At 68.6% G+C, this 13,468-nt stretch carries 10 protein-coding genes and 1 tRNA gene; 7 read left to right on the plus strand and 4 right to left on the minus strand.

Annotation, left to right across the window (positions count from 1 at the left end; translation table 11 throughout):
- Positions 1-106: 106 nt before the first annotated feature.
- The 3 genes from IPG50_24920 to IPG50_24930 all read left to right on the plus strand — a co-directional run bounded on the left by IPG50_24920 (position 107) and on the right by IPG50_24930 (position 5,930).
- A complete protein-coding gene (locus tag IPG50_24920; protein MBK6695427.1) occupies positions 107-1,732 on the plus strand; it encodes a hypothetical protein in 1,626 nt (541 codons plus the stop codon).
- Positions 1,733-1,957: 225 nt separating this feature from the next.
- Positions 1,958-4,177: a hypothetical protein gene (locus tag IPG50_24925; protein MBK6695428.1), complete on the plus strand. Its 2,220-nt coding sequence runs from the start codon at positions 1,958-1,960 to the stop codon at positions 4,175-4,177.
- A 55-nt stretch (positions 4,178-4,232) separates the two neighbouring features.
- Complete coding sequence (locus IPG50_24930) at positions 4,233-5,930, plus strand: hypothetical protein (GenBank protein MBK6695429.1); 1,698 nt, start codon at positions 4,233-4,235, stop codon at positions 5,928-5,930.
- On the opposite strand, the gene IPG50_24935 is transcribed toward IPG50_24930, so the two are convergent.
- Genes IPG50_24935 through IPG50_24945 form a run of 3 tightly spaced genes read right to left on the minus strand, consistent with a single transcriptional unit; the run spans position 5,902 to position 9,091 of the window.
- The gene (locus tag IPG50_24935) at positions 5,902-6,765 is read right to left on the minus strand and encodes a hypothetical protein (GenBank protein ID MBK6695430.1); all 864 of its coding nucleotides are present in this window, start codon (positions 6,763-6,765) and stop codon (positions 5,902-5,904) included. The genes IPG50_24930 and IPG50_24935 overlap by 29 nt on opposite strands.
- Complete coding sequence (locus IPG50_24940) at positions 6,762-7,685, minus strand: hypothetical protein (GenBank protein MBK6695431.1); 924 nt, start codon at positions 7,683-7,685, stop codon at positions 6,762-6,764. The genes IPG50_24935 and IPG50_24940 overlap by 4 nt, the downstream gene beginning before the upstream one ends.
- A complete protein-coding gene (locus tag IPG50_24945) occupies positions 7,670-9,091 on the minus strand; it encodes a protein kinase (protein ID MBK6695432.1) in 1,422 nt (473 codons plus the stop codon). Before IPG50_24945 ends, IPG50_24940 begins: the two co-directional genes overlap by 16 nt.
- A gap of 39 nt (positions 9,092-9,130) precedes the next feature.
- Here IPG50_24945 and IPG50_24950 point away from each other — a divergent pair, with 39 nt between their 5' ends.
- The 4 genes from IPG50_24950 (at position 9,131) to ltrA (ending at position 12,981) form a co-directional block, all read left to right on the plus strand.
- Positions 9,131-10,585: a sigma 54-interacting transcriptional regulator gene (locus IPG50_24950; GenBank protein ID MBK6695433.1), complete on the plus strand. Its 1,455-nt coding sequence runs from the start codon at positions 9,131-9,133 to the stop codon at positions 10,583-10,585.
- Between the two features lie 5 nt (positions 10,586-10,590).
- The gene (locus IPG50_24955) at positions 10,591-10,839 is read left to right on the plus strand and encodes a hypothetical protein (protein ID MBK6695434.1); all 249 of its coding nucleotides are present in this window, start codon (positions 10,591-10,593) and stop codon (positions 10,837-10,839) included.
- Between the two features lie 186 nt (positions 10,840-11,025).
- Positions 11,026-11,099: transfer RNA gene (locus IPG50_24960), tRNA-Glu, on the plus strand.
- 508 nt (positions 11,100-11,607) lie between these two features.
- Entirely contained in the window at positions 11,608-12,981 is a 1,374-nt protein-coding gene (ltrA, locus tag IPG50_24965; GenBank protein ID MBK6695435.1) for a group II intron reverse transcriptase/maturase, read from the plus strand.
- A gap of 171 nt (positions 12,982-13,152) precedes the next feature.
- On the opposite strand, the gene IPG50_24970 is transcribed toward ltrA, so the two are convergent.
- Positions 13,153-13,468: hypothetical protein (locus tag IPG50_24970; protein MBK6695436.1), on the minus strand; the 316-nt coding region annotated here is incomplete at its 5' end.

The following is a 13,468-nucleotide window of genomic DNA, read 5'->3' on the forward strand; positions in this document are numbered from 1 at the left end:
GAATGCGGACGCGCCGAGGAGCCATGCGCGCTCCCGCCCCGCGCTTTTCATGGGTCGAAAGTCGGCATGACGTGTGCACTCGGCGGGGCCTTCGAGAGGTCGTCCCATGTCCACGTTGTTCGGTCCCGTCCGTCGCCGCTGCTCCGCCTTTGTTGCTCCGCTCTCGAGGCGGCCTTTTCTGCTTCGGTCTACCAGCGCCGCGCTTCTCTCGGTGCTGGCGGTCGCGTGTTCAAGCACGGTTGATGACGCAGCCGTGCCAGCGGCTTCGGAGGTTCGCGACGGTGGCGGTGCGCAAACGGAACCCGCGTGCGTCATCGGCACGATGCGGTGCCAGGCGACGCTTGTCAGTCGCTGCGAGCTTGGCGAAGGCGGGGTCGCCGCGTGGTCGGCGCCGTCGCGTTGTCCCGGCGACGAAGGGTGTCGTGCGGAGCGCTGCGAGCCGCCGACAAGTCGACAGCGGACCCAGGCGGCCGCCGTGGCTGGCCTCATCGCCGAACTGTCGGCGAAGTCGGCGTGGCACGAAGACGTCGACGCGGCCGCCCTTACGGTCCGTGAGCGCGCCGCGATCCTCAAGGGCGATGGAGAAGACGCGACCTACTTTGGTTCCGCGTGGCGCGTGATGAATGCGTTTCCGCAGGGGCACCAGGGGCTCTACTCCGCGGCATGCGACGCGGCCATGCCGCAGCAGAACACGTCGCGCTTCGGCGTCTGCGGCCGGCCCGCTGCCGATGGCGTTGTGGTGACGCTCGCGAGCGCGCAGAACAAGCTCGGGCTCCGCGCTGGCGACATCGTCCTTCAAGCCGGCGCCGACGCCGGCGACGCGATGCTCGAGGCCGCGTACATGAGGCCTGTGTGCGGCAGCGTGTTTCCCTCGAAGTCGGGTCGCCTCACGGCCGGCGCCGCGTCGTTCTTCGCGCACGTTGCGGCGGGCACGGTGCTCAGGGTGCGCGACTCGGGCGGGGCCCTGCGCGAGGTGACGGTGCCGGAGGAGAGCGACGCGAAGGTGACCGATTGCACCGACCCCTTCTCACGGAGCCGGCGGATCTACGCGGAGGCCACCAAGCGACCGGACGGCGTGGCGGTGATTCGCCTTCCGAGCTTCTTCCCGTACGACAAGACGCTTGGGGCGAATGCCACCGATGCCGACGTCCAAGCGATGCTTGATGCCTATCGCGCCAAGATCGCCCTTGTCTTCAACACCGTCAAAGATGCACCCGCCATCGTGTGGGACGCGCGAGGCAACACGGGCGGCTTCACGCCCGTCGCGCTCGCTATCGTCAGCGGCTTCGGCAGCGCTCGAGCCGCGGACCTTTCGTACTGCCGGTCGCGAGAGTTCGGGTCGTCGCCCATCGCCTATGGCGTCGACACGTATGCGGCCTACGCCGTCGAACCGGGCGGACCCTTCGCGTACACCGGCAAGGTCGCTGTCGTCACCGATGGCCTCGCCTACAGCGCCGGCGACTACTTTCCCTTCGCCGCAGCCCGAGGCTCGAGCGCGGTTGTCGTTGGCATGAGCGCGGGAGCGTTCGGCGGCGGCAACGGGCCCATCGAGCTCGCCGGGCCTCCCACGCTCTTCGCGAACTACGATCCGACGGCTTGCTTCGACGTGCTGACGGGCGCGCCGCTCGAGGGTTCGCCGCTGCCGTCAACGCCCATCGAGTACGTGCCGACCGATCTCGCAGCTGGCAAAGACACACCCATCGAGCGCGCGGTTCTCGCGCTGGGGCTCTAGATGGCGCTGGCGCGCCGTGCCGCCGCGTCGCGCTCGTAAGTCTCAGACGTGCGGTCCTGGTCCTAGGACTTCGGGCACGCTCTCGGTCGCGATTTCCGCAGCGCGAACGGTGCTTTCCGCCGTGGGTGCGCGTTCGCGCCACCTTCGTCGCGGCACGCGTGTCGCAGAGGCGTTGGGCGTCGCCCGACTCGGCCATGTCGACCGAGCGACCCAGGAGAACTGCCTATGCACCTTCGAACCTCGCTCTCGCTCTTTCTCGCCGCGGCCGCTTCCGCGTGCATGGTTCAGGATGAAACGCTCGGCGGCACACCGACCGGCGCGGCGGCCAACGGCGGCGTGGCAGGTGGCGGAAGCGCGAGCGGCGGCGGCGCCGCTGGGACAAGCAACGCGGCGGGGGCAAGTGGCTCCGGCGGCGCCGGGCCCGGCTCCGTCGACCCGACGGCGGGAGCGGACGGCGGCGCGGCCGGTGGCGGACAACCGGGCTCGACGAATGGCGGCGGCGTGACCCCCAACGTCGACGCCGGGGTCGCCACGGTTCCAACGACTCACCCGCGCATTTATCTCAACGCTTCGAACATGGCGCGCCTCCAGGCCACGCTCGCCGCCAAGACGCCGGCGGCGACGCGGTTCAAGGCGACGGTGGACACCGCCGTCGCCGGCGGCGACGTGTACGCGTTTCAGCCATGGAACGCCGCGCTCGTGGGACGCCTCACGGGACAGGCCTCGTATTGCACCTGGGCCGTCAACGCCGTGGACCAGGACGTAGTCACGGAGGAAGGGCGCATCGCCAGCGGCGCGCGCGCCGAGGTGGCCGCCGACAGCTATCTCGAGGTCGGCGAGCGTATCGGTGATCTCGCCCTCGTCTATGACTGGTGCTTCGCATCGACGTCGGCGGCGCAACGTCAGCGCTGGATCACATACGCCAACCAGGCCGTGTGGAACGTGTGGCACCCAGCGCAAGCCACCTGGGGTGGCCACGCCTTTCCGTGGACCGGTTGGTCCGTCGACAACCCTGTGAACAACTACTACTTCTCATTCTTGCGGGCGACGATGTTGCTCGGCCTCGCGACGCGCGGTGAAAACGCCCAGGCCGACGACTGGATCAAGAAGTTCCGCGACGAGAAGATCCAGGCGCAGCTCATTCCGACCTATCAGTCGTCGCTCGTCGGCGGCGGGTCACGCGAGGGCACCGGTTACGGCGTCGCCATGGCCGAGCTCTTTCGCCTCTACGACATGTGGCAAGCGACGACCGGCGAGCGCCTCGCCGACAAGACCTCGCAGGCGCGCTCGTCGATGACGTGGATGATGCACGCGACGGTGCCTACGCTAGACCGCATCGCGCCCATCGGGGACCACGCGCGCGACCAGACGGCTGCCCTCTTTGACTACCACCGCGCCTACCTCGAAGCGCTCACGGGGCTCTACCCGAGCGACCCCCTCTCGCGCGTCGTCAAGGACTACCTGGCGACGTGCTCCGTCAAGGAGATGGGCCAGGGCTTCATGCGGTACTCGGACTTTCTCTACGACAACCCTGCGCTCACGCGCAAACCGCTCGCAGACCTCGCGCGGACGTACCACGCCAAGGGCACCGGTTACGTCTTCGCGCGCTCCGGTTGGACCCCCGACGCGACGTGGTTGGAGTTCACGGCGGGGCCCTACACCGAGTCGCACGCTCACCACGACCAGGGCCAGCTCCTCGTCTACAAGCGCCAATGGCTCGCCTACGACGGCAACATCGATAGCGCGAGCGGCATCGTCCAGGACGAGAACGTCCACAACATCGTCGGGCTCTCGCGCGGCGGCTCCACCGTCGCCATGCAAGAGGGCCAAGGGCCGGCGACGCTCAAGGCGCTGCGCGACGACGCGGAGCTCACGCACATGGCCGGCGACCTTCGGCCGGCGTACCCGGCTAGCGCTGGCGTGGCCAAGAACGAGCGCGAGGTCGTGTTCCTCAAGCCCAACGTGATTGTGGTGTTCGACCGGGTCGGCGGAGCGGCGGGGCAGGGCGCGCTCACGAAGCGCTGGCAGCTCAACACACCCATTGCGCCGCAGGTCTCGGGCGCAAGCGCCGTCATCGGCGCCGCGCCTTCGAACCTTGTCGTGATGCCCATCATGCCGTCGTCGGCGCCGAACGTCGCCGCGCTGCCGTCGGTCAATGGCGAGGTCCATGCGGGCCATCAAGTGAGCTGGACCCTCTCGGGCACAGGCACGGAGTACTTCCTGATGGTGCTCTCGCTCGACGGTGCCGCCACGGCGGCCACGGCCTCGGACGCTGCTGGGCAACGTGGCGTGACCGTCTCCCTCGCCGGTGGGCGGACCGCCACCGTGCGCTTCAACGAAGCGGGCGTCGGTGGAAGCGTCGAGCTCCGAACGGGCGGCGCCGTGACCAAGTCCGTCGCCCTCGACGCGACCGTCGCGACGCTGCCGGAGCTCGCGGTTCCCTGACCGTGTGCAAGGTGCACGTAACTCGGGGGTCACCATGAATCGTTGCGGAGGCCTGATGCGAACCCTTCCCGTCGTCACGTTTGCCGTTCTGTCTCTCCTGGCGTGCCAGATCGAAGAACTCGACCCCAAGGCGCCGCTGGAGTCGCCGGAGGCGGCCGGCGCCGGCGCTGGCGCCACGGGGCAGCCGAGCGCCGGTGGCGCGGCGGGGGCCGTCACGACCGGGGCTGGGACGGATGCGGGGTCGGGCGGCGCGCCTGGGGCCGGGGGCGGGCCCGTGGCAAGTGTCGACGGCGGGCCCACCACGAGCACTCCGTCGCCATCGCCGGGCGCCTTGCCCATGAGTGCGACGTTTCAACTGACGCTGGTGCCGGAGGTCGTCGTCGCAACGGCGCGTCGGGTCAACGTCGCCATCCCGCTCGCGCCGGGCGCGCTCACGAACGTCGCCAACATCGAGCTGCGCGTGGGGGGCGCGCCGCTCGCAACGGCCCGTCGCGCGCTCGCTTCATGGCCTGACGGGTCGATCCGCAGCGTTCAGGTTCAGTTCGAGCGTGTGGTGACGGCCAACACGACGGTCGACGTCGTCGTGGGCCAGGCAGCCACGGGAGGCTCGCTCGCGCTGGTGCCGGCAGCGCAGACGCTCGTGAGCTCCGGTGGCGCAAACCTGCCCGGCGTCTGGGCGCTCTTGCCGGCGGCGCACCTCGCCGCGAGCCGCGTCGCGGGGCCGGCGCTGCCGAGCTCGGCGTCGGCCGGTACGCCGGCGGCGGCTTGGGATCGTGTGTGCAATGCAAACACTTTCAATACGGCCGCCTTCAACGCGGTGCGTGGTGAGCAAGGCAGTTGGCTCTTCGATCGCCCGACCGCGCTCTACCGCAACTACCAACGCACCGGCTCCGCCGCGGCGCTCCGCTCGGCCTTCTTGGAGGCGTCGATCTACCGAGATGGCATCACCGGCACCGGGAGCGCGACGCGAATCCCCGTCGCTCCCGACGACCTCAAGTACCACTACACGCAGGGCCTCGCCCTCCACTACTTGCTCACCGGCGACGACCGCTTTCGCGAGGCGGCAGAGAACGTGGCGACGCGCGCGCACGATCTCTGGCCCAGCCCCGGCTACGCCGGCGGCACTGACTTCTGGACCGAGCGGCACGCGGGCTTCGGTCTCCTTGCCTACGAGTGGGCCCTCGCGGTGACCGACGACAAGGCGACGACGTTTGCGTCGTGGGCGGCGGCCGCCGTCGGGGGCTACGCGTCCGTGCAGGGGAGCTGCCCGGCGGGATACACCAACGCGGCGGAGCGCTGCTTCGCCCATGATGCCGAGGCCCACGGCGAGGCTTATGGCTACTTCGGGTGCAGTCCTTGGATGAGCGCCATCTTGGCCGACGCCCTCGACGGTCACGCCGATCGCCTCGCAGGGAGCGGCGATGCCAGCGGTGCCGGGCTCGTTCGCGAGAGCTTGGTGCGGCTCGGTCGCTTCGTCGCGAACCAAGGACGTGACGCGACGGGCAAGCCCTACTACTGGGCTGGCGTCGGCGTCTCCAGCAACGAGGTTGATGACTTCGACGAACACTGGGGCGAGAGTGCATACCTCGTCGCGCTGGCTTGGCACTGGAGTGGCAAGACCGACGCAGGCCTGCGCCAGGCGCTGGATCAGCTCACGTTGGGCCTTGATCAACACGGCGAGGCCGGTCAGCTCCGAAGCTTCAACTGGCAGTGCCGCTCGGGCGTCATGGCGCCGTTCTATTCGCGTCCGTAGCGCGACTCGTCGCCCCGCCGCTCGGAGCCCCGCTCGTCCGCTGCGCCCTTAGGAAGAGCGCGGCGGAGACGCCCAGAGAGACGAGGCCGACGCCGACGAAGACATCGGTCAAGACGCCGTCGGTGCGGATGCGGGCGACCTCTTCGCTGCTGCAGCGCGGACGGCAGTCGGTGTCGCCCATCCATTTCACGCCGAAGGCGGCGCCGCCGCCGAGCGCGAGCACACCGACGCCGCCCAAGAGCCAGGGCAGGGGACCCGCCGTCGTGCGGACCCGCGGTGGCTCTCGTTCTGGCAACCTCGGTCCTGGCGATGCGGCGGTCTCGTTCGCCTTCGCCGCGGCGCGAAAGGTCACGACGACGGGCGTTCGTTTTTGGCCCACGGCGACCTTGACCAGCACCTCTTCTGTGGCGGCGCCTCGCTCGACACGAACGCGTCTCGCGCCCGGATCGACGGGGAAGGCACCGTTCGCGTCGCGGCTCCGCGGTTCGCCGTCAATGATGACGTTCACGTCCTTGAGATCGTTGCCAGCGGCGTCGTGGACCGCGAGCTCGAGTGTTGGAATGGCCGAGTCGACCTCGTCGAGGTAGCGACGGCACACGGCGCGCACGGGCGCCGGGCAGGCGTCTTTGGAGCAGATGAGGAGCGCTGCGCGCGCGGCGACGAGCTGTCCACCTTTCTTGAGTTGCTCGCCTCGTTCGGCGGCGTCGAGGCAAGTCTCGGTGTTGCCGGCGCGCGCCGACGGGCTGAACAGCGAGAGCGCCAACGCCGCCAACGTGGCCAGCCGCGGGTTGACGCGGGCCGCCAGAACGACGCGCAGGTCGGCTTGCACCCTCATGGCCGCACGACCTCGCAGGCGACGTCGTCGAAGAGCGCTCGCATGTCCACGTCGCCCACGACGGAGCCTACGGCCCCGATGTCCAGCGTGAGCCTGCCGACGGGCGCGAGGGTGATGGCTTCGTCGAGCGCGAGATTGCCGCCGAGCCAGACTTCGACATGGGTCGCTCCGTCCAGCGCCGACAGGCGGAAGCGAGTTCGGAGCCACTGTCCCAAGAGCGGCGGGCCGAGATCGCGCTGGACCGAATAGGCGATGCCGCCGTCGGCGAGCGGCGTCGTCACGCGCAGATCCATCGCGCCCGTCACGACGCGGAGCTCCACGGTGGAGACCTCGAAGGCCGTTGCCGGCGGTGGCGTGACAGCGAGCGTCAGCGCCTGCAGGAGCCCCGTTCCCACGTTCTCGATTCGCAACTGCATGCTGCAATCGATGCTCTTGGCAGCGCCGAGAAAGTCTTTCGACAAGAAGGCCACGGGGTTCGAGCCGGCGTCGGCCGGAACACGGGCCTGAAGGGCGCGTGGGCTCGAGAAGGGTACGTCGGTCGCGAAGGCGAGCGACGCGCCGCGAAGGCCGAGCGTCTTGCTCGTCCACATGGCGGGATCGCCAAGCGATCGCGTGTCGAAGTCGTCGCACAGCGCATACGCGTCCGCGCCGCAGAGCGCGTCGAGTGCGCCCGCGTCTCCTTGAACGACGTCCGCGCTTGCATGGTCGCCGCGCGCGTCTTCCGCGGCCGCGGAGTCCGCGTCGGCTTCAAGCGCTACGTCGACGCTCGCGTCCTGGCCGGTGCTGGCATCGGCGCCGGGGGCGCCGACTTCCGAGTTGAGGTCGGTGAGCGCGGTCACAAGCGAGCATCCGGCGGTCGTCAGCCAAAGGGCTCCGAGGCGCAGGTGGTGCCGACGTGCCAGCGTCAGGGTTTGAAACATTCGCGCTTCCAGATGTGATTGCCCTGCGCGTCGAGCGTGTAGGGCGGATCGCACACGCCCCGTTTGCGCGGTCCCTTCGCGGGGGCGCGAAGCGAGGGCGCCGCCGGGGCAGGCGCACTTTCGATCCGACTCGCGCTTGATGCAAGCGGCGCCGCCGAAGGCACCTCAACGCTCGCCTCGGGGGGCGTGCCGGACGACGGCGCAGCCAAAGGCGAGGAGCGCTCGCTTGACGGCGCCGCGAGCTCCGTCGGGGCACGCGTCGGTGCTTCACGACCGCGCGTCAGGAGAAAAAATGCCGCGCTCATCGCCAGCGCGACGATCGGGATGGCCCAGAGGCGAGGGCCGCTCGCAGGCCTTTCCGGCTCTTTCGCCACCACCGCTGAGGGAGCGCTCGCGACGACGACCGCGCTCTCGGTCGCTTCCGTCGAGCGCGCACCAGGCGCGATGGCGCTCGCTTCGCCGGTGCGCTCAATCTCCGCGATGCGCGCCTTGAGTGCGGCCCCGTTCGGCCATCGGGCCTCCATCCACTCCGCCACGCGCGCTCGAGGAGCCACGTTCATGGCCGCCTCGAGGGCGTCGGCCATCGCCGCGGCGGTGTCGAAGCGGGCACTCGCGTCGGGCGAGAGGCTGCGCATGACGATGGCGTCGACGCTCTCGGGCGTCGTTGGCGACAGGTCCCGCGGTCCGTGGAGGGCGCCCTGGAGGACGTTGCCAAAGGTCGCCACGTCGTCGCCCGCGTGGAAGAGGCGTGACCCCGTCAGGAGCTCCCAGAGCACGACGCCCGCGGCGTACACGTCGACGCGGCGATCGATGGGGTGGTTCTTGAGCTGCTCGGGAGCCATGTAAGCGAGCTTGCCCTTGATCTGGCCGTCGCGGGTCGTCGTGATGCGCCCCGCGGCCTTGGCGATGCCGAAGTCCAGGAGCCGCGGCGTGCCTTCGCTGTCGACGAGGATGTTGTGAGGCGAAACGTCGCGATGAACGATCCCGAGCGGTTCAAGGTCGGCACTGGTGGTCTCGTGGGCCGCGTGCAGGCCGCGGAGCACGCCGACGACGATGGCGACGGCGACGTCCGCGTCGAGGTGTTCGCCGCGGTCTCTCATCGTACGGACCAGCTTCCACAGGGATTCGCCGTGCACGTACTCGAGAATGAGCAGGACACCGCCCTCGGTGACGACGTCGAGCACCTGCACGACGTTCGGGTGGTAGATGCGCGAGGCGATGCGGGCCTCGTCGAGCAACATCGTGACGAAGTCGGGATCCTTCTGCAGGTGCGCGTGCAGGCGCTTGATGGCGACGATGCGTCCAAAGCCGGCGGGCCCGACGAGGCGGCCCAGGTGCACCGAGGCCATCCCGCCTGAGGCGATCTCGTCGAAGACGAGGTAGCGCCCTACGCGCTGCGGCGGCATCCGGGTATCATAACGGACCAACACCCAACGCGGGGGACCGTGCACACGAGAAGCTCGAGCAAGAACGAGCCGACGTCCTCCGTCGAGCTCTGGGAGGGCGCGGCGACGCGGGAAAGTGCCGCCGAACGGGCCGGACTGGTGCTGCTCTATGCCGAGTGTTTTCGCGAGATGCCGGCGTCGGTCGCTTTTGACCGCACCGTGACGCTCATCGGACGGGAGGACGGGGCTGCGACGGTCGTCATCCCTCAGCGAGCCGTTTCCCGGCTCCACGCCAGTGTTCAGGCCACCGAGTCGGGCTATCGGGTGAAAGATCTCGGAAGTCGCAACGGGATCGTGGTCGCGGGCCGGCGTGTCCGCGAGGCGGTCCTTGAGGATGGCGACGAGCTTCGCGTCGGCGATGCCCTCTTCAAGTTCGTCGCTCGCGAGGCTTCCGCCTATGCGCCATACAGCATCGACGGCGGCGTCGCGGTGGGCGCGGTGCGCACGTCGATTCCCGGCGCCGTGGGCGGCCTCGCCATGGCGAGGCTCTCTTTGACGATCGAGCGTATCGCACCGGGCGATCTGCAAGTGCTCGTCCAAGGTGAGACGGGGACCGGCAAGGAGCTCGTGGCCCGCGCCCTCCACGCGCAAAGCGGTCGCCGCGGACCGATGCTCGCGCTCAACTGCGCCTCCATCCCGGCCTCGCTCGTCGAGAGCGAGCTCTTTGGACACGTGAAAGGTGCATTCAGCGGGGCGGCTCGCGACCACGTCGGCGTCATTCGCTCTGCCGACAAAGGCACGTTGCTCCTCGACGAGATTGGCGACATGCCGCTCGAGGCGCAAGCGAAGCTCTTGCGCGTCCTCGAGACGCGGGAGGTGGTGCCGGTGGGGGCCGTGTCGGGCTATCCCGTGGACGTGCGGATCGTCAGCGCCACGCACCGCAACGTGCGCGAGCTCGTGGCGCGCGGCGCGTTCCGCGCCGATCTCTTCGCGCGGCTCGATGGCTACACGCTCGAGCTTCCGCCGCTTCGAGAGCGCAAAGAGGACCTGTTTGTGCTGGTGAAGCACTGGCTCTCGCAGTGCGGCGCGCCGGACCGCGCGGTCAGCTTCGGGTTCATGCTCGCCCTGAGTCACTACGCGTGGCCCTTCAACGTGCGCGAGTTGGCATCGGCGGTGAAGCGAGCGCTGACGATGGCGGAGCCCGGGACGCCGCTTGAGGCGCAGCACCTGCCGGAGGCGATCCTCGACAACATGAAGACCTATGGGCGCGAAGACGACGACGCCCCCGCGAGCGCGCCTCCCGTCGCGCCGCGTTCCGGGTCGGAGCCGGAGCGCGGCCCGACGCGAACGCGAACCGCGCGACCGACGCCCGCCGATCTCGTGACGCTCCTCCAGCGCTTCGAGGGCAACGTGTCGGCCGTCGCGAGAGCGCTCGGAAAGGATCGCGCGCTGGTCAACCGGTGGATTCGCGCCGACGGTGTCGATCCCGAGTCGTTCCGGCGCGTGGTGGAGTGAACGAGATGCTGAAGGCGCTGCTCGTGATGCCGACCAAGGCAGGGACGTGGCTGCGCATGACGGAGCTGCCGTTCGCGCCGTTTCCCGGGTTGGGCATCCGCATCGACGTGTACGACGTCTTGAATGTCGACAGCGTGGTCGTCGGCGATGCCCGGAGCGACGTCACGTGCATCGTGCATCTCGAGGGCGCGCGCGACGGTGCGTCGCCAGAGCAGTGCGTGGCCTTCGGCTTCGAGATGGCGCCGTATCCGTAGCGGGGCCGCCCGGCGCGGTACGCTTCGCGCTGCGCGGCGCTCTCGGCCGCGGCGAGGTTCGAGGCGCACCCTCACAAGCAGATGGTCTGGGTCGAAGAGGACGCTGGCGTCCCGGTACCCTGAGCCACGCTGGAAACTTCCGCGCTTTACAGATTGAGGAAGAGTCGGTATTTGCTCTCGGCCTCAGTCCCCATCGTCTAGTTGGCCCAGGACGGCGGCTTTTCACGCCGCTAACGGGGGTTCGAATCCCCCTGGGGACGCTTCCCCAAAACCCCTCGTTTGGGCCAAACGAGGGGTTTTTACTTTGTGCGCCCAGCATGGGCGCTGTCTTGCTGGTGAAAGTCCAACCGAGAGGAGGTCATCCCAATCGAAGCGAACCGCAACTGCGTGAGGGCGACCAAACGTGGGAAGGAAGCGGGGAGCGAAGCCGCGGTGCGACGAACAGAAACCGGGTATGAGGCGTCGGCGAGCGGAGCGAGCGGGCAAAGAACCGCGAAGCTGCGATGACCAAGGCTCCGATCGACGTAAACCCGGCGCTCGTGCGGTGAAGGACAGCGTTCTTACCTGGGGAGATCTCGCCTCACGCCTGAAAGGGCGACGCGCGTCGTCAATGTGACCGAAACGCGGAGCGAGAAGTCAGCCGAGGTCGTAGTAGCGAGCGCGAAGCCGAGCAGGGCCACCCCGAACCTCGGAAGCCTTTATGAGCGCGAAGGACCGAACGGCGAGGAGGGCGAAACGATCGTGAGCCTCGAGAGCGGAAGGCGCCAGATGTCCGGGGAACCGGAGCTACCGTTGGCGGGTAGGGGTGAAGCCCCGAGAGGAAAACGGAGCGGCGAAACGCGATCGGCGGCGCACGGAAACGAGCGCTCAGGAAACGGCGACGAGAAGCTTCTGGAGCTCGTCGTCGAACGCAGCAATGTCGAAGCAGCGCTTCGACGGGTGAAGAAGAACAAGGGCAGCCCCGGCATCGACGGGATGACGGTGGAAGAGCTCCCGTCGCATTTGGCCAAGCACTGGTCGCAGCTGCGCGAGGACCTACTCGCGGGCCGCTATCAGCCGCAGCCGGTGCGACGTCACGCAATTCCAAAGAAGGATGACGGTGTCCGAGAGCTCGGGATCCCTACCGTCCTCGACCGACTCATCCAGCAGTGCGTGCTTCAAGTACTGCAACCGCGACTCGATCCGAGCTTCTCGCAGCGCAGCTACGGCTTCCGACCTGGAAGGAGCGCCCACGACGCAATACGCGCCGCGCAACGCTTCATCGAGGACGGACGCCGATGGGTGGTGGACGTGGACCTCGAAGCCTTCTTCGACCGCGTAAACCATGATGTGCTGATGAGCCGGCTCGCTACACGGATCACGGACCGTCGGCTGCCGAGGCTCATCCGTCACTACCTCGACGCCGGCATCATGGCGCGCGGGGTGGTGATTGATCGGTACGAGGGAACGCCGCAAGGCGGGCCGCTCTCGCCGCTACTTGCAAACGTGCTCCTCGACGAAATCGACAAGGAGCTGGAGAGACGTGGCCACGCATTCGCGCGCTACGCCGATGACTGCAACGTGTACGTGCGGTCGAAGCGGGCGGGCGAACGCGTGATGGAGGCGCTCCGGGGCCTGTTCACGAAACTCCGGCTACGGGTCAACGAAGCGAAAAGCGCGGTGGCGCGCCCGCAAGACCGCAAATTCCTCGGCTACAGCTTCTGGTACGCCAAGGGAGGCACGGTGAAGCGACGCGTCGCGAACAAGGCCCTCGTCGCGATGAAGGATCGCGTCCGCACCATCACGAAGCGGACGGGAGGGCGGAGCATCCCGTCGGTGATCGCCGAACTACGCGGCTATCTCGTCGGCTGGAAGAACTACTTCCAGCTCGCCGATACCCGGAAAGTCTTCGGCGAGCTCGATGAATGGATCCGCCATCGCCTTCGCGCCATTCACCTCAAACAGTGGAAGCGAGGAACGACGATCTTCCGAGAACTGGTGAAGCGCGGGATGCGTCCCGAAGGCCCAGCCGGCGCTCGGCGAATCGCCGGAAACGGCCGCCGCTGGTGGAGGACCTCAGGCGCGGTGATCAACATCGCCTTTCCCATCACCTACTTCGACGGCCTCGGCCTACCGAGGCTCGCTGCTACCTCAACTCGCTGAACCGCCGGATGCGGACCCGCACGTCCGGTGGTGTGGGAGGGCACGGTCGGGGATTTCCCGGTCGTCCCTACCCGATTCGGCAGCCTCGAGCTGCGCGGCGACGGTGAAGCGCTCCACCTCGGTCAGGGCGAAGGTGCCCTGCACGTGTTCCGGAGCGGGGAGCCTCCCCAACTATCGGAGCCGCGGTGCCGGACGAGCGGGAGATAGGCGCGCCGGTGGAGACGATTCGTACGTGTAGAAGTGGCCGTTGTTGGCGCGGGGATGGCCCGTCGCTGGACCGAACTCCGTGCCGAGGCGCGTCGGGCGGCCTCCTTCAGGGCGCACGGTCTCGAGGTGGAAGTGCGCGCCGTCGGGGCCCGGCACGCCCATGCGGTCTGCACGGAACTGGTTGAACGACCCGTCGGCGTTCGGCACGCGAGAGCGGTAGACGGCGCTGCCGTCGTTGCTTCGAACGAGATAGGCGTCGCCGCCCAAGAACTCGTTCACC

Source organism: Myxococcales bacterium (assembly GCA_016703425.1).
Lineage (GTDB): Bacteria > Myxococcota_A > Polyangia > Polyangiales > Polyangiaceae > JADJCA01.